This window comes from Methanoculleus sp. (genome assembly GCF_035363275.1).
Lineage (GTDB): Archaea > Halobacteriota > Methanomicrobia > Methanomicrobiales > Methanoculleaceae > Methanoculleus.
In genome coordinates, this window is record NZ_DAOSET010000019.1 from 1 (window position 1) to 15,873 (window position 15,873).

A 15,873-nucleotide genomic window follows, 5' to 3' on the forward strand; every position below is an offset into this window, starting at 1 on the left:
TGATCTCAGCATGAATTTCCAGAAAATAATCATCCTCACGATCTTGCTCGGCCTGATCGTTCCTGCGGTGGGTGCGGCAGACCCAGGCCGGATCGTCCTCTCGAGCGATATCGGCTGGCTGGTGGCAAACGGGGCCGATTCCTCCGGAATAACCGTGCAGGTTCTCGACGGGGACGGGGCGTCGCTTCCAAACTGCACCGTGGCGCTCGACGTCGACCCGATCTACGGCCGCCTCGCGCCCGCGACCGTCACCACCGGTGCGTCGGGGACTGCCGTCACCACGTTCACGGTTAACAAGACGAGCGGCGTCGCCGTGATCACCGCCCGGGCCGGAGCGGTCGAGGAAACCCTCTCCCTCTCAATCGACCATGACCTGCCCTCCCGCATCGTATACCTCCACTACGACTCTGAGGTGACCGCGGGCAATACCACCACCATCACTGTGGGCGTGGCCGACCGGCACGGCAACCCGGTGGACGATCGGAGGGTCGCCGAGACGGTACGTTTCAGCGCCGGTTCGGTCGACGACGATGCCGTCTTCATCGACGACGGGGGCTCGCCGGTGCCGGTGCTCGAACGGAGCACCAACGTCACGGGCTTTGTCCGGGCGGAATTTCGAACCGGCCGCACCGTCGGTGAGAATATCGTCCGGATGACCGTCCTCCCGGCCGGCGTCGACCGCTACATCTCCATCCGCGGGCTGCCCACCGGGCTTCCCGCCGCAATCGACGTCTCGGTCAGCCCTGATGCCGACCCTATCCCCTATCGGTCCGCGAACGGGGAAGATACCTTCACCCTGACCTACAGGCTCTTCGACGCCTGGGGCAACCCGGCGGCCGGCCGCGGCCTCCAGGTCAACACCTCCCTTGGAGAGAATGCCGTCCTGACGACGAACGGCACGGGCATCGCCTGCCTCACCTACGGCCCGAAGGACACCACCGGCAGGATCACCATCACCGTGACGACCGTGGACAACGCGAGCGTGACCTCATCAGAGACCGTCGAGTTCATCCACACCGACCCGGTGGATATGCTCCTGTCGGCAAACCCCCAGTCCATGCCGAGCCGGGATGTCAACCGAGATTCCATCTCGGAACTCCGGGCCAAGGTGATGGATATCAAGGGGAACCCGGTCGCGGACGAGACGGTGACGTTTGAGATTGTTCCCGGATCGGTCAATGTCGGTGGATACACCAAAATTCAGGATCCGGCACTGACTACGACGTCTGCCGAGACCGATGAATACGGGTACGCCACCGTTGAGTTCCAGCCGGGGACGTTTGCCGGTCCGAAGGAGAATGGCTGGGACGCCACTGCAAAGGGTACGGCGACTGTCCGGGCGACGTGGAGGGATCTCAGCCGGGATATTCTCCTGACCTGGATGAACTATCCTTATCTCTCCGTGGAGGCGAGCGTCTCTAACCAGACAGTTGCGGTGAACAACACGACCGAAGTCACCATCCGGCTGAAGGGAGATGGGTATGCGCTGCAGCCGGACCCGATCGATGTGGTGCTCTGCACGGATCGTTCAGGGAGTATGCTTTATGATAACCCCGACCGGATGCACTCGGTGAGGGAGGCGGCAAAGGAGTTTGTTGACAGCATGTCCGAGAGAGATAAGGTGGGTCTTGTCACCTTCGGGAGGAATACCGGTTCGAGAAATCAGATCGATGTTCCAGGGGAAAGTTCGTTTACCAATCCTTGGAACTATATCGACAATGACTATAGCACGCCGAAACGATATCGCGATTATGCGACGGTTGATCTGCCGCTTATTGATACTCTCTCTTCGGTGAAAACTGAGCTCAATAATATAGTGCCTGACTACGGAACACCGATGCGAGGTGGCACCTACAGGGCGATCAACGAGTTGAGCGTTAACGGCAGTTCCGATGCTGTGAAAGCGATCGTTTTACTCTCTGATGGGGATTACAATTGGTACGGTGATCCTCTGGCCAGAGGGAATGGTTATCCCTCTTCCTGGTATGGCCCTACTGCTTATGGAGATCTCGTTCAGGACTATTACATGTTCGACGGTCTGTTAGATGCCGAACAGAATCTTTCTGTCTATGCCCGGCATAAAAATGTCACGATCTACTCGATCGGATACGCGGACAGCATTTCTCCTGGCGGCAGAGCTGCCCTGAAAACACTTGCCGAGTCCACAGGCGGGAAGTATTACAACGGCACTGCAGCTAACATCGGTGCTGTCTACACTGCCATTGCAGGCGACCTCAAGACCGAGGCCGGCGTCGACACCACCATGACCCTCGACTTCGGCACGATCCGGGTCAACGACGAAGATCGGGAGGGGGAGGCCGTCTTCACTTACGTCCACGAAGACGGTATCTCAACCACCATCGAGAGCTGGGTTGAGAACGATACAGGACGCCACGAGATCACGCCATTTACCACTATCAACCAGACCGACGACTGGAACGACGACCACGCCCTGCAATTCGAGATCGGCACCGTCCACCTCGACCAGGTCTGGGAGGCGACATTCCGCCTCAGAGTGCTCACCGACGGCAACATCAACGTCTTCGGCCCCGGTTCAACGATCACGTTCAACGACGGTGCGGAGCTCGCCCTCCCCGACACCTTCATCACGGCCGTGCCGGACCTTGCCAACACCGGTCTCGGCTCCGCAACGCTCACGCTTGCAAACCCGCGTTACACCTGCACTGAGCCGGTGCTGGAGTTCCTCACCGCCGCCTGGGACCTCGCGTACACCGGGTCGGGGTCCGTGACCCAGGTCGTGGAGTACTCAAACGACGGCGGCCTCTCCTGGGTGCAGTTCGACACCCCGACCAGTGGTGCTTCCTCCCTCGACGTCCGAAACCGGCCGCCCGGAGAGTATCGGATCCGGGTACGTGCCTCAGCAGACGACGCGCCGGATGCCGGGGTAATCTTCCCCCCTATCCGGGTAGGAGAATGGCAGAATGCGTATATCCGACTTGCATAAGATCTCCGGGTGCCACAAGAGCGCACCCGGAAGAACTGACGGACCCAGCGGGAATTGAACCCGCGTCCTTGGGTTCGAAGCCCAAAAGGATGTCCTCTACCCCATAGGTCCCCACATGGTTTTCTATCATAAGTTATTAAGCGTTTTTATGTCAGTACAATATACAATGATTCTCTCGTCCAGCGAAATCGTTCGCCGGCTCCAGGACGGCGATCTCGTCATCGAACCATACCACGGCATCTCCCAGCAGCCCGCATCCTATGACCTCCGGGCAGCTGAAAAGACCGTACTCCCGTGCGGCACGTGCACCCTCGTCCCCTCGATCGAGCGGGTGGAACTTCCCGCCGACCTCGCGGCAACCCTCCGGTGCCGCTCCTCGCTCGCCCGCCGCGGCGTCCTCCTCGGCGGCGGATTCGTAGATCCGGGGTTCCGGGGTCAGCTGACGCTCTGCCTGACGAACACGGGTACAGAACCGGTTACTCTCGCCGGCGGAGACAGGATCGTCCAGATGATTCTCCAGGAAGTGCGGAACGGCGACCGCGTCTACCAGGGCCGGTATCAGGAAAGTGTTGGCGCGGTGCAGACACGATGACCTCCTCGATACGCTCGGAACGGAAGTACCTTGAGATCCTGCGAATCCTCGCCGATTCGCACGAACCCCTCGGCGCCAAAAGGTTAAGCGAGAAGATGGCTGAGAGGGGGTTCGTCTTGAGCGACCGCGCCGTCCAGTACTACCTCCAGTACCTCGATGAAGCGGGATTTACGGAGAAGGTCGGGAACCGGGGTCGCATCCTCACTGACGCGGGGATCGCAGAGAGCGAGAGCGCCCTCGTCGACGAGCGGATCGGCTTCATCATATCGAAACTCGAACAGCTCTCCTTCCGGAGCACCTTCGACCCGGCGACCGGGACAGGGAGCGTCGCCTACAACCTCTCCTTCGTGCGGGAGGAAGACCTCCCGGGCGTCGAGGCAGCCTTCGACGAGGTGGCAGGAGTTGGTTATGGATTCCTGAACACCTACCGGATCGTCGACACCGATCCCCGCATACCCGAAGGCCATGTGGGGATCATGACGGCCTGCAGCGTCACGCTGGACGGCGTCCTCCAGAAGATGGGTATCCCGACGAGGCTCGAGTACGCCGGCAGGATCGCCGTCGATGAGGATGGCTCTGCCGGGTTCCTCGACCTCATCGGCTACCGGGGGACATCGGTCGACCCCCTCCAGCTCTTCATATCCGCCGGCCTCACCTCGATCAACCGGCTGGTGACGACCCGGGCCGGGGTAGGGCTAGCCAACATCCGGGCGGTGCCCGCGGTTGCGCGGGGTCAGGTGGAGGAGGCCGCCGGGTTGATGATGGAGTGTGGGTTCGTATTCCCAGCCGGCGGGGGCATTGGAGAGTTCAATCTCCCGAAACATCCCTATCGGCTCTCCGTCGTCGCGTTTTCCGGCATGAACATGGTGGGGAACGCCCTTGAGAAGGGATACGCCATCAGGACCGAGATCGGCGCCGGGATCATACCGTTTGAACGAATGGCAGACGCTACCGGATCCAGGTGAACCCTTCACCGTCCGGATCCTCTTCGGCCTTCTTCTCCGCTTCCTTCCGGCTCCGCGACCGAGTGGTCGCGTCGATCACATCGAGCCTCCCGCGCGAGGGGTCAATCTCCTTCGGGCGAGGACCCCCGTGGCCGAATCCCCGGCCGTTCTGGTCCAGCAGGGCATCCTTCGGTGCGGGGGCCGCCCCACGCACACGCAGGTCGCGCCCATCGAGGGTACTGTCGCTCGGCCGCTGTATCCCACGATCGATCGAGGCCCGATCGCCGGTGAGCGCCCCGTCTTTCGGGCGCTGCACCGTTTTTATGGTTGTGGGGTATACGATTGTATCGTCCTTCGGAGCAGTCTTCTCGATGCTGATTCCTTTCGGACCAAAGACGGAGTTCTTCGGCGCAGGCATGGACGAGGTGACCGAGGTCGATCCCGTGAGGTCGATCTCCCTCCCGCCCTGCTTTGGGGGGAGGATGACGGCGCCGTCGTCTCGCTTCTTCTCGGCTTTCGGAAGGATATCGATGGTATCGTCCCTGCGCACGTTGCTGCCCTGGCCACTGCCCGGGAGCATGATCATCTCATCCCTCTCCGCTGCATGCTGTTCTGTCATATGCTTATTCTCCTCCTGAAACGCTGACTCCAGGGGAGAGACGAACTCCGGGGCGTCGTCCTCGTCCGGTGCCCCGGTCTCCGCCGCCCGGGCAGCTTCCTCGCGCAGCCGCTCCTCCTCTTCGGCCTTCAGTTCTTCTTCCTCGCATTCAAGCCGGTATTCGGTTCGGATCTCCCGGAGTTCTTCGACGCGGGGGACATTGGATAACCCCGAGAGCACGATGATGATCCCGACAAACGAGGTGTTCCTCACCGGATAGTCCCCGGACCGCATCTCGAGGCCGGCGATGCTCCGGTCGATCCATTTCCTGACGGTCTGAAACCCTTTCATCGAGAGCTCGGCCGAAGGCCCGGCGATCAGCACCAGTGCCTTATCGGCACTTGTGAGGTCGCAGGGGACCGATACCTCCTCGTAGACCGCTTTCTTCGCGAGCGAGACGATCCGGGCGGCCTTCTCCTGGGAGCCCTGAATGAAGTACTTCAGCGACCGCCGCCGGTAGAGGAGGTCCAGCCACCCGGTCGGCAGGCGTTCGGTGGCGTAACCGACCGCGACGAAACTGTTCCCTTTCAGGGTGTTGAGGACTTCCCCGGCATCCAGGACAACCTCGGCGAAATCGAGCCCGGACTCGTTGAACTCGCCTGCACGGAGGAGGAGGCCGATCTGGCGAGCGATCCGCTCGTTGAGCAGACCGTAGTGGGTCCTCGGGTCGAGCACCCCGGAGTTCCGGCGCAGCCTGCCCATGAAGCCGGGCTCTTCCGTCTCGGCTGCAGCCGCGGCCGCCCTGATCTTCTGCGACCAGGTCTCGTTATCGAAGAGGATGACCGCATCGACAAGCCCCTGGAGGGTATCAAGGTCGTCGGCGGCCTTGGCCGAGACCCGTTTCCCCTCATCCAGGCATGGCAGCATAGCGAGCGCGAAGATCGGTTCTACGTAGGACTTCCGGAGCTCTTCGATGATGGGCGGCGCGATGTCGATTACACTGCCTCCGAGCCCGCAGCAGAGCAGGACGGCGTCGATATCCAGTGTATCCAGGGCCTGGATCCGGGTCATCACCTCCTCGATATCGATCACGCTCGTGATATCGCCGGGATCCATGATATCGATCCGTGGGAAGAAGATCCTCGCGGGGTCAGGGAGGTGGCGGAGCTGCACGAGAGAGTTCGGGTCGATGTCGATCGCTACCGCACTCATGCAGTAAACTCTGCTTCGCCGATCGTGATCGTAGAGGCTATCCACAACCCGCGACCCGGCGCCACCCAACCCTATCGCCAGCACTCGCATACCGTTATACTCCCCCGTCCTCGTCGTATGTCCGGAGTGGCTTTTGCCGCAGAAAAGGGCGCGCATGCCACTCAAAACCATTGATGAATATGTGGGCGGGCGAACATATATATTTCTGTCACGTTCCGGGCCGGGAGCGCATCCGTTTTCAAAAGCAATGTATTTGAATCCTTCGGTTTCATCCCCTTGTGCTGGAGCCCTTCGTCGGGTTAGGAAGGAAATTCTCCGGATGTCCTGGAGAACACATTACATCTCTCCGTTTTGCAGTACCTGTGCAGTACGTGTCGTTCGGCGAGCACAAAATGGTAATATATATAACTCTCGGCACGTAACTACTCATTGAGGTGTATAGCCTTGACTACATATGGAATTGAATTTGTGCCCGGAGCAATCAATGTCAAGCAGGTGGTGAAGTTCACCAAGCTTGCAGAGTCAAAAGATATTGACTACGCTTGGATCACCAACCACTACAACAACCGTCATGCCTATCCGACCCTTGCCATGATCGCGGCAAACACCGACTCGATCAAGATGGGACCGGGTATCATGAACACGTTCACCGACACCCCGGCAGCCATTGCCTCCTTCATGGCTACCTTAAACGAGATCTCCGACGGACGCGCCGTCCTCGGTATCGGGCCCGGCGACCTCTCGACCCTCCCGAAGCTCGCCATCGACCCCGTCAAGCCCGTCGGCCACCTGAAGGAAGGCGTCGAGCAGATCCGAAAACTCCTCGCCGGTGAAGAGGTCAAGAAGAGCGGCAACATGGAGTTCTTCGACTACGACGGTGCCAAGCTGACCGGTGTCACCCTGCCCGGCAAGAAGGGCATCCCGGTCTACATCGGTGCCCAGGGACCCAAGGTGCTCGAGCTCGCCGGCACGATCGGTGACGGCGCCCTGATCAACGCATCGAATCCCAAGGACTTCGACATCGCGATCCCGATCATCAAGGGAGCCATGGAGAAAGTCGGCAAGAAGACGTTCGACGTCGGTGCCTACACCGCCATGTCCATCGACATGAACGAGAAGAAGGCCCGGAACGCCGCAAAGATTGTGGCCGCATTCATCGCCGCAGGCTCCCCGCCCGCGCTCCTCCAGCGTCACGGACTCGACCTCGCCAACGTCGCGAAGATCAAGGAAGCGCTCGGCCGCTTTGACTTCAAGACCGTCGGCGGACTCGTCGGCGACGCGGAGATCGACGCCTTCACCATCGCCGGAACCCCCGACATGGTCAAGCAGAAGTGCGAAGACCTCGCAAAGTCCGGAGTTACCCAGATCATCTTCGGCTCGCCTCTCGGCCCCGACATGACCAACTCCATCCGCCTCCTCGGCAAGTACGTCGTATAAGTCAGGAGACAGCACTCATCTTTTTTTTATCCACGATCCCGGGATCATTTCGTGCCGGCCCGGTATTCCCGGCTCTTCCGCCCGCTTCCACATCTCCCGGAGCCTTCGGCTTTCGTTCCCCGCAACCCGGACAGAGTTTTATACGGTCGGCGCGCCAATCGGATTACAAAAGGCCATGTTCACCACTCGCGAGATTCGGACCGATCGGGGAGTTCTCCAGTACCGCCGGGAGTCACTCACCGGCATCCGGTGCCGGATCAGTCCCGTCCGGGTCGAACGACGGATCGACGCCTTCCCAGCCCTGCCCTGCTCCCGTGACGGCTGCCCGTTCTGCCCCAACGCCATAGAAACATCTACCCCGACGTTCGCGGACGGCACCCGGCTCCGGTGCGGGAAGAGCGTGACGTTCCCGAACCTCTACCCTTACGCCGAGCACCATGTGGTCACGGTGATCACGCCCGATCACGATACGGCAGGTCCATTCGACCAGAGGACCCTTGCCGACGCCATATCCGGTACGGCGGAAGCCCTCGCCCGGGGACCGGGCTACGCGACCATCAACTGGAACTACCTCCCTTCAGCCGGTGCAAGCATCGTCCACCCGCACCTGCAGGGTCTGGCCGACCGGGAGCCCGCCCGCCTTGCGGACCTCTATATCTCCGGTGGCCGCCGGTACCTCGCCGACCACGGCCGCCTCTACTGGGACGACCTCGTGGAGCACGAGCGCACCTCGGACCGGTTCCTCTTCGAGGACGAGATCTTCTGGTCGGCAAGCCCCGTCCCCCTCGGCGAGCGGGAGGTCCGGGGGATCCTCCCGGTATCGACGCTTGCCGAACTCGGGCCGTATGTCGAGCCGCTGGCCGCCGGGATCCTCCGGGTCGTCGCCTTCTACCGGAGCCTCGGCACGCACGCCTTCAACGTCTCGATCTTCTTCGATGCTCCCCGTGCGGGGCAGGGTCACCGGGCCTTCTGTTCCCTCATCGCACGGCTAAATCCAAACAGCCTCTCCATGTGCGACTCGGCGTTCATGGAGCGGCTGCACCAGGAACCGGTCATTCTGACCCTCCCCGAGGACGTGGGCCCCCTCTTCCGGGAGAAAGGTTGATTCCGTCCAGTGCCGATTCTTTACCATGACGGGCGCGCGCGAATTCCTTGTCGGTGGGGAGTGGCGAGCGAGCAATGAGATCCTGGATGTCCGTTTCCCCTACACCCGGGAGACGGTCGGCCGGGTCTGCCTTGCCGGGAGCGTGGATATCGAGGACGCCCTTCGATCCGCAGCGGCAGGCTTCTCTCTCACCCGGCATCTTCCGGCCCACCGCCGGTCCGAGATCCTCTATGCCCTTGCTGATCTGCTCCGGGAACACGCGGCGGAGTTTGTGGAGACGATCGTCCTCGAAGCGGGAAAGACCCGGGCTCTTGCAGAGGGCGAGGTTCTGCGTGCCAGAGAGACGATCGAGGTCTCTGCCGAGGAAGCGCGCCGAATCGACGGCACGATCCTCCCTCTCGACTGGAACGAGGGCGGTGAAGGGCGGATTGGATGTATCCGCCGGTTCCCGCTTGGCCCGGTGCTCGCGATCACACCGTTCAACTTTCCGCTCAACCTCGCCTGTCACAAACTCGGGCCGGCCATCGCCGCCGGGGACTCCATCGTCCTCAAACCCGCGTCGGCAACCCCGATCTCCGCGTTGATGTTCGGGGAACTGATGCTTGACGCCGGGTTTCCCCCGGCGGCAATCAGTGTCGTCCCCTGTCGAAGCGAGCTTGCCGAGCGGATGGTGCAGGACGACCGGATCGCCTGCCTGAGTTTCACCGGAAGCCCGGCCATTGGGTGGCACCTTCGCGGCATCGCGGGCCGGAAAAGGGTCGGGCTGGAACTTGGCGGCAATGCGGCTGTGATAGTTCACGAAGATGCCGATATCCCCTTCGCGGTCGGCCGGATCGTCGCCGGCGGATTTTCCAACGCCGGCCAGGCTTGCATCTCGGTGCAGCGGGTCTACCTCCACCGGCCGATCTTCGAGGAGGCGCTCGCGCTGCTCGTCGACCGGGTCCGTGCCCTCACCGTCGGCGACCCGCGCGAGCCCGGAACTGCCGTGGGGCCGATGATAACGGGGGAGGCTGCCGGGACGGCGTTTGCAAAGGTGCAGGACGCGGTCGGGAAGGGTGCGAGGGCGATCACGGGCGGGAGCTGTGAGGGTCCGCTCTTTTACCCTACAGTCCTCCTCGACACGACCCCGGATATGGAGGTGAACCGGACCGAAGTCTTCGCCCCGGTGGTGACGGTCACCCCCTACGATACCTTTGAAGAGGCGATTGCACTCGCAAACGACTCTGACTACGGTCTGCAGGCCGGCCTCTTCACCCATGATGCCCGGAGGATCGCACAGGCGTTTGCCGGCATCCGGGTCGGCGGGCTGGTGATCAACGACGTCTCGACGTTCCGGATGGACCACGCTCCGTACGGCGGGGTCCGAGGTTCGGGGATCGGGCGTGAAGGGCCGAAGTATGCTATCGAAGAGATGACTGAAGAACGGATGATGGTCTTCTCTCCGTAGGCGGCAAGGATCGACCCGGGTTCCTGTCCTCTCGCATTGGTCCGATATCTTCTGGATCCCTGTTCGGGCTGTCCATCCGGGGAAGGCTCAAGCGTGCGTTACGGGTTGACTCATTCGTGCCGCTGCTCCAGGGAGCCCTGCGGCAGCAGTCGCTCACAAACGATGCAAAAAATAGACTGGTATTGGATTTACTCGGGCTTGCTGATGAGCGCAGTTTTCGAGACGATCTCGCCGGTCTTCTTGTGGGGCTTCCTGATGACCGCGTCCACACTCTTCTCGAGGTTGCGTGCTTCCTCGCAGAGGATCATCGCCTGGCGCATCATCTCGTGGGCGCTCGTGACGATCGGGATGTACTTCTCCCACTCCTTCGTCATGAAGCAGCCCTTGACGTTGACGCCTGCAACCGCCTGGGCGATCTCGTAAGCCGCGCGGGCCTTCGCGAGCGCGTAGGGGTTGCTGAACTCGCCCTCGACCGCCTTGTCGGAGGTCATGACGACCTTCGGGAGCGCGAGGTCCGCGCCCTTCTTGCCTGCCTTGACCTGGTCGATGACCTTGTCGAGCTCCGTCTGCATCTTCCGGAACGCGCCGGTGATAGCGAGGACCTTGACGAGGTTTCCATTGTAGTCCGCCATCTCGATGGGGTCGAGGAACTCACGGCGGGCGCCGATCATGGCGTCGGCCTTCATGATGATGTAGCCGAAGTTGCTCGCCTTGAGCGCGTCGAACTGCTCCTTCTTGGTGGTGACGTCGTCGGTGATGACGATGCAGGGGATTTTGGCCGCTGCGAGATCTTCACGGGCCTTGGTGGGTCCGGGGAGAACGCCGTTCGGGGAGACGACGATACAGAAGTCCGGGCCCCATGCCTTCATGTTGCTGACCACGCGGTCGATGTCCTCGGGCTGCAGTTTCGTGCCGGAGGTCGCCATGAACGTGATGATGTCCTCACGGTCGGCGCGCTCGTCGAGAAGGAGTTCACCCATTACACCGCTGGCGATATTTCCCAGTTTTGCAATTCCTACTTTAACAACCACTTTAACACCTCTCAAAATTTGAGAACACGATAGTATCGCCAAGTTCTCATATAAACGTTTTGAAATGGCCCGAAACCTCTCCCTGGAGTGGGTGAAGTTAAGGGGAAGTGTTTAAATTGAATGTGATTATATATATTTCCCTAATGAAACAGGGTCTGCTTACCGATCGCCAGAAGGAAGTGCTGCGCTACCGGAAGAAAGGGCTGACGCAACAACAGATCGCGGAGATTATCCATACCTCGAAGGCAAACGTCTGCACTATCGAAAAGGCCGCCATCGAAAACATCTCGCGCGCACGTGAGACGCTCGAGTTCCTCTACACCCTCGACGCGGCGCACCTCTGCACGCTTCCGGGCGGCCTCGACCTGCTCAAGGCGCCTGAGATCATCTACACGGAGGCCGAGAAGATGGGGGTAAAGGTCAAGTATGATACGATATCGCTCATTAACCGGCTCAGGGACGCTAACCCCGACCGGTTCAGGGGCAGGCAGGTCCGCGACGCGGTCGAGATCTACATCAACGAGGACGGCGACCTGTACTTCGGGTGATGGTGTTCCCTGGCGCGCGGGCTTATGCCGGCGCGGTCGTGTCGGGAGTCCTGCGGGCCGGGGTCTTCCCGCTGGGTGCCTGCGAGCGGCCCACTCGCGGCCCTTCGTTCATCCCCCGGGCAGCTCAGTTCGCCGAATTAATGCCGGACATGCAGCAGATATCCGTTTTGTCCGGGTTTCCGGGAAATTGGATGACAAGGTTTATATCCAATTTTAAGTAATGTTTAAGAAACCGCTCTCCATTGCTCCGCCCTGATCCACGAGATAACCGGCACTGCACGTGCCTCTGATCTCGGGGATCTCTCCGGTTTCGCTTCATACGCGGATCAGAGACTCGCGGCGGGGCAGTGTAGGGGGTACCAGACAAAGCAACGATCGAACCTCCTCATGGAGGGCCGATGTCGATATGGAGTTGTGCTCGTCACAACGGGATGACAGGAGCTGGATCTGATCGAGACGTTGGGCCAACGCCAGTGCAGCGCGCCCGGTTCCGGGAACCCCCTTCCCGGGAGCGTCAAAGTGTCAGGATCTATTGGCGAAGACTGGAACCACGCCCGGTGCACACCGGGCCGGCAACGGAGATGAGCGATCGGAAGGCGCGGAGACGGACGTCTCTGCGCCTTCTCGCTCCCCGCTGCCTCCATCAACTGTTTCCCTTCGCGTCGCGCCGTAATGGCGCGGCGTTCGATATCCTGCCCCGAATCTACGGGTTCGTCAGAAGACCGATCGTGCCGGCACGTCCGGCACGGAATTCGGCGTCGAGCACCGCTCTCAGGAGCGATGTATCGCACTACAATGCACGAAGGGTTGATTGAAACATGCCGAAGATTAACAGGCCACGCAGAGGATCCCTCGCGTACAGCCCGAGAAAGCGGGCAAAGAGCCCGGTTCCCCGCTACGGTTCATGGCCGAAGTACGCGGGATCCCCGGCTGTGCAGGGATTTGCAGGGTACAAAGTGGGGATGACCCACGTCATCATGGTGGACGACCACAAAAGCAGTCCCACCGAAGGCAAGGACGTGATGGTGCCGGTGACCGTGGTTGAGGTCCCGCCCATGCGGGTGGCGGGGGTGCGCGCATACAGCGAGGATACCTACGGAAAGCACGCGCTGACCGAGGCCTGGACGACCGACCTCGACGAGGAGTTGTCCCGCCGCATCAACGTCCCGAAGAACCACGACACCGCTGCCGCCCTCGATGCTATCAAGAATGCGATCGGTGAGGGCAAGGTCGCTGAACTCTACGCTCTGGCCTACACCCGGCCCATGGAGATCACCGGCGTTCCGAAGAAAGTTCCCGACCTGATGGAGATGCGGATCGCCGGCGGAAACCTTGACGATCAGATCGCCTACGCCGCCGGAATTCTTGGAAAAGAGATTACGATCTCCGGCAACCTCGAGGTCGGCGAATACGTCGATGTGACCGCTGTTACCACCGGTAAGGGCACGGAAGGCCCCGTCAAGCGCTGGGGCGTTCAGGTCCGGAAGCGGAAGCACTCCCGTGGCGGCAAGAAGCGCCACATCGGCAACCTCGGTCCGTGGCATCCGCACCATGTTCGGTGGCAGGTGCCCCAGATGGGCCAGATGGGCTACCAGCAGCGCACCGAGTTCAACAAGCGCATCTTAAAGGTCGGCACCGACGGCGCCGACATAACGCCGGCAGGCGGATTCCTCCACTACGGCCTTGTGCGTGGTCCCTACGTCTTGATCAAGGGTTCCGTCCCGGGACCGAACAAGCGCCTGGTCCGGATCCGGTCCGCAATACGGCAGGGTGAACACACCGTCCGCACGCCGGCGATCAGTTTCGTCAGCGCGCAGAGCCAGCAGGGGTGAGCAGCGATGAAGGCACAGGTTCGAACACTGACAGGCGAGATCGCCCACGAGATCGATCTCCCGGAAATCTTTAATGAAGAGTACAGGCCCGACCTGATTAAGCGGGCTGTCCTCGCGCTCCAGAGCACCCGGTTCCAGCCGCATGGGACAGACCCCTATGCCGGGATCCGCACCTCGGCAGAGTCGTGGGGTAGCGGCCGGGGTGTCGCTCAGGTCCCCCGTCTGAAGAACGGCAGCAAGGTGGCACGAGTGCCGCAAGCAACCGGTGGGCGTGCAGCACATCCCCCGAAGGTCGCAAAGATCCTCGTCAAGGAGATCAACCGGAAAGAGAAGCGCAAGGCCTTCCGGTCTGCCGTCGCAGCCAGCACGTACCAGGACCTCGTCCGGGGACGCGGGCACCTCTTTTCGGGTGAACTCCCGCTGGTCTTCGAGGACCGGTTTGAAGAGGTCGTCCGGACGGGCGATGTCATCTCGGCGCTCTCCGCCCTCGGGGTCTATGCCGACGTCGAGCGGGCGAAGGACAGCAGAAAGGTCCGTGCGGGACGCGGTACCATGCGTGGCCGCCGCTACAAGCAGCGCAAGAGTGTCCTCATCGTCACCGGGAGCGAACCGCTCCGGGCGGCCCGGAACCTTGCCGGCGTCGATGCCGTGGCGGTCAACCAGCTGAACACCGAACTCTTAGCACCCGGCACGCAGGCAGGACGCCTGACGATCTGGACCGAGTCTGCAATCCGGAGACTGGAGGAGTTCTCATGATGCTGAAATACCCGTTCGTTACTGAAAAGGCAACGATGATGCTCGAAGGCGAGAGCAAACTCCAGTTTATCGTGCAGAGGAATGCCACCAAGCAGGATATCAAGCGCGAGCTGGAGTCTTCCTTTGAACAGGAAGTGACCTCCGTCCGCACAATGATGACCATGAAAGGCGAAAAGAAGGCCATCGTAACGTTTGCGGATGCGAAAGCGGCTGAAGAGATTCTCAGCCGGCTGGGGATAATGTAAGGTGAGTGACGAATGGCACATCGAATTATAGCACAGAGCCGCGGAAAAGGCGGTCCATCCTACCGTGCACCGTCGCACCGGTATAAGGCCGAACTGCGGCACATGGGGAAGACTGACGCCCTGGTCTCCGGGATCGTCGTCGACATCGAGCACGACCCGGCCCGTCACGCGCCGATCGCTCTCACGAAACTCGAGGACGGCCAGAAGGTCTACATCCTCGCCACCGAAGGGCTCGGTGTCGGGGATGCGATCTCCTGGGGCACGGGAGGCGTGGTGAAGAACGGAAACACCCTGCCGCTCAGTGAGGTCCCGGTCGGTGCATACGTCTGCAACATCGAGGCCAGGCCCAACGACGGCGGCAAATTTGTCCGTTCAAGCGGCGTCCAGGCCCTCGTTATCGGCAAGGCCGACGACGGCAGAGTCGGTGTTCGGATGCCGAGCGGCAAGAACAAGTGGTTCAACGGTGCCTGCATGGCAACCGTCGGTATCGTTGCCGGCGGCGGACGGGGAGAGAAACCGTTCGTCAAGGCAGGAAAGAAGGCTTTCCACGTCAGGTCCTCCTCTGAACGGTGGCCGCGCGTCAAGGGTGTCTGCATGAACGTCATCGACCACCCGTTCGGTGGCGGTGGCCACCAGCACTGCGGACGCCCGAAGACCGTCTCCCACGGGACGTCCCCGGGGCGGAAGGTAGGGCATATTGCCGCCCGGAGAACCGGCAAGTGGAAGAAGTGAGAGGTGAATCATGGCAAAGAAGACACAAAAGCGAATGCCGCGGCGGCGTGAGGAATTCACCTATCGCGGCCACTCCATGGAGGACCTGCAGCAGATGGCTCTCTCCGAGCTGATGCCGATCATGCCGGCCCGGGCACGGAGGAAGTTTGATCGCGGTCTCTCACGGGAACACGAGAAACTCCTCGCCGATCTCCGGTCAGGAGACGAGAAGATCCGCACCCATCTGCGCGACATGGTCGTCCTGCCCGAGATGATCGGCAAGACGATCGAGATCCACAACGGGAAGGAGTTCCAGAAGGTGGAGATCCAGCCTGAGGCGGTCTTCCACTATTTTGGAGAGTTTGCACTGACCCGCAGGAGGGTCTCTCACGGCAGCGCCGGTATCGGTGCAACCCGGTCGAGTAAGTACGTACCGCTGAAGTGATGGCT

14 protein-coding genes and 1 tRNA gene are annotated in these 15,873 nt (G+C 61.3%); 12 read left to right on the forward strand and 3 right to left on the reverse strand.

The features are described from left to right. On the forward strand, nucleotides 1-2,965 hold a 2,965-nt coding region (locus PLN84_RS05540; RefSeq protein WP_348531965.1), incomplete at its 5' end, for a VWA domain-containing protein. 39 nt (nucleotides 2,966-3,004) lie between these two features. On the opposite strand, the gene PLN84_RS05545 is transcribed toward PLN84_RS05540, so the two are convergent. Then, nucleotides 3,005-3,076 (reverse strand) — tRNA-Arg (locus PLN84_RS05545). A gap of 55 nt (nucleotides 3,077-3,131) precedes the next feature. Here PLN84_RS05545 and PLN84_RS05550 point away from each other — a divergent pair. After that, complete coding sequence (locus PLN84_RS05550; RefSeq protein WP_292382448.1) at nucleotides 3,132-3,557, forward strand: dCTP deaminase; 426 nt, start codon at nucleotides 3,132-3,134, stop codon at nucleotides 3,555-3,557. Continuing rightward, nucleotides 3,554-4,522: an NrpR regulatory domain-containing protein gene (locus tag PLN84_RS05555; RefSeq protein WP_292382447.1), complete on the forward strand. Its 969-nt coding sequence runs from the start codon at nucleotides 3,554-3,556 to the stop codon at nucleotides 4,520-4,522. Before PLN84_RS05550 ends, PLN84_RS05555 begins: the two co-directional genes overlap by 4 nt. Here the strand turns inward: PLN84_RS05555 and PLN84_RS05560 are convergent. Continuing rightward, the gene (locus PLN84_RS05560) at nucleotides 4,506-6,401 is read right to left on the reverse strand and encodes a tubulin/FtsZ family protein (RefSeq protein WP_292558964.1); all 1,896 of its coding nucleotides are present in this window, start codon (nucleotides 6,399-6,401) and stop codon (nucleotides 4,506-4,508) included. The two genes, PLN84_RS05555 and PLN84_RS05560, sit on opposite strands and share 17 nt — an antisense overlap. A 354-nt stretch (nucleotides 6,402-6,755) precedes the next feature. Between PLN84_RS05560 and PLN84_RS05565 the strand changes: the two genes are divergently transcribed. The 3 genes from PLN84_RS05565 to PLN84_RS05575 all read left to right on the forward strand — a co-directional run bounded on the left by PLN84_RS05565 (nucleotide 6,756) and on the right by PLN84_RS05575 (nucleotide 10,300). Further along, nucleotides 6,756-7,748 carry a 5,10-methylenetetrahydromethanopterin reductase gene (locus PLN84_RS05565; protein ID WP_292382443.1) on the forward strand — a complete coding sequence of 331 codons (993 nt, stop codon included), beginning with the start codon at nucleotides 6,756-6,758 and terminating at the stop codon, nucleotides 7,746-7,748. A 175-nt stretch (nucleotides 7,749-7,923) separates the two neighbouring features. Then, on the forward strand, nucleotides 7,924-8,853 hold the full coding sequence (locus PLN84_RS05570; protein WP_292382442.1) for a galactose-1-phosphate uridylyltransferase: 930 nt from the start codon (nucleotides 7,924-7,926) through the stop codon (nucleotides 8,851-8,853). A 25-nt stretch (nucleotides 8,854-8,878) separates the two neighbouring features. Beyond that, the gene (locus tag PLN84_RS05575; protein WP_292382441.1) at nucleotides 8,879-10,300 is read left to right on the forward strand and encodes an aldehyde dehydrogenase family protein; all 1,422 of its coding nucleotides are present in this window, start codon (nucleotides 8,879-8,881) and stop codon (nucleotides 10,298-10,300) included. Between the two features lie 188 nt (nucleotides 10,301-10,488). On the opposite strand, the gene PLN84_RS05580 is transcribed toward PLN84_RS05575, so the two are convergent. Continuing rightward, on the reverse strand, nucleotides 10,489-11,331 hold the full coding sequence (locus PLN84_RS05580) for a F420-dependent methylenetetrahydromethanopterin dehydrogenase (RefSeq protein ID WP_348531966.1): 843 nt from the start codon (nucleotides 11,329-11,331) through the stop codon (nucleotides 10,489-10,491). 143 nt (nucleotides 11,332-11,474) lie between these two features. Between PLN84_RS05580 and PLN84_RS05585 the strand changes: the two genes are divergently transcribed. The 6 genes from PLN84_RS05585 to PLN84_RS05610 all read left to right on the forward strand — a co-directional run bounded on the left by PLN84_RS05585 (nucleotide 11,475) and on the right by PLN84_RS05610 (nucleotide 15,868). Continuing rightward, nucleotides 11,475-11,879, forward strand: a complete 405-nt coding sequence (locus tag PLN84_RS05585) for a Tfx family DNA-binding protein (RefSeq protein ID WP_292382437.1) — start codon at nucleotides 11,475-11,477, stop codon at nucleotides 11,877-11,879. A gap of 818 nt (nucleotides 11,880-12,697) precedes the next feature. Then, the gene (locus PLN84_RS05590) at nucleotides 12,698-13,711 is read left to right on the forward strand and encodes a 50S ribosomal protein L3 (protein ID WP_292382435.1); all 1,014 of its coding nucleotides are present in this window, start codon (nucleotides 12,698-12,700) and stop codon (nucleotides 13,709-13,711) included. 6 nt (nucleotides 13,712-13,717) lie between these two features. Continuing rightward, nucleotides 13,718-14,467, forward strand: a complete 750-nt coding sequence (rpl4p, locus tag PLN84_RS05595) for a 50S ribosomal protein L4 (protein ID WP_292382433.1) — start codon at nucleotides 13,718-13,720, stop codon at nucleotides 14,465-14,467. Continuing rightward, on the forward strand, nucleotides 14,464-14,712 hold the full coding sequence (locus PLN84_RS05600) for a 50S ribosomal protein L23 (RefSeq protein ID WP_292382431.1): 249 nt from the start codon (nucleotides 14,464-14,466) through the stop codon (nucleotides 14,710-14,712). Before rpl4p ends, PLN84_RS05600 begins: the two co-directional genes overlap by 4 nt. A gap of 12 nt (nucleotides 14,713-14,724) precedes the next feature. Next, the gene (locus tag PLN84_RS05605) at nucleotides 14,725-15,444 is read left to right on the forward strand and encodes a 50S ribosomal protein L2 (protein WP_292382430.1); all 720 of its coding nucleotides are present in this window, start codon (nucleotides 14,725-14,727) and stop codon (nucleotides 15,442-15,444) included. Nucleotides 15,445-15,454: 10 nt separating this feature from the next. Continuing rightward, a complete protein-coding gene (locus tag PLN84_RS05610) occupies nucleotides 15,455-15,868 on the forward strand; it encodes a 30S ribosomal protein S19 (RefSeq protein ID WP_292382428.1) in 414 nt (137 codons plus the stop codon). Nucleotides 15,869-15,873 lie beyond the last annotated feature (5 nt).

What these genes read in the sequence shown, in the direction of transcription:
- rpl4p (WP_292382433.1), top strand. Translation starts at nt 13,718, where the DNA reads ATGAAGGCACAGGTTCGAACACTGACAGGCGAGATCGCCCACGAGATC.
- PLN84_RS05575 (WP_292382441.1), top strand. Translation starts at nt 8,879, where the DNA reads ATGACGGGCGCGCGCGAATTCCTTGTCGGTGGGGAGTGGCGAGCGAGC.
- PLN84_RS05570 (WP_292382442.1), top strand. Translation starts at nt 7,924, where the DNA reads ATGTTCACCACTCGCGAGATTCGGACCGATCGGGGAGTTCTCCAGTAC.
- PLN84_RS05550 (WP_292382448.1), top strand. Translation starts at nt 3,132, where the DNA reads ATGATTCTCTCGTCCAGCGAAATCGTTCGCCGGCTCCAGGACGGCGAT.
- PLN84_RS05560 (WP_292558964.1), bottom strand. Translation starts at nt 6,401, where the DNA reads ATGCGAGTGCTGGCGATAGGGTTGGGTGGCGCCGGGTCGCGGGTTGTG.
- PLN84_RS05590 (WP_292382435.1), top strand. Translation starts at nt 12,698, where the DNA reads ATGCCGAAGATTAACAGGCCACGCAGAGGATCCCTCGCGTACAGCCCG.
- PLN84_RS05555 (WP_292382447.1), top strand. Translation starts at nt 3,554, where the DNA reads ATGACCTCCTCGATACGCTCGGAACGGAAGTACCTTGAGATCCTGCGA.
- PLN84_RS05610 (WP_292382428.1), top strand. Translation starts at nt 15,455, where the DNA reads ATGGCAAAGAAGACACAAAAGCGAATGCCGCGGCGGCGTGAGGAATTC.
- PLN84_RS05585 (WP_292382437.1), top strand. Translation starts at nt 11,475, where the DNA reads ATGAAACAGGGTCTGCTTACCGATCGCCAGAAGGAAGTGCTGCGCTAC.
- PLN84_RS05600 (WP_292382431.1), top strand. Translation starts at nt 14,464, where the DNA reads ATGATGCTGAAATACCCGTTCGTTACTGAAAAGGCAACGATGATGCTC.
- PLN84_RS05605 (WP_292382430.1), top strand. Translation starts at nt 14,725, where the DNA reads ATGGCACATCGAATTATAGCACAGAGCCGCGGAAAAGGCGGTCCATCC.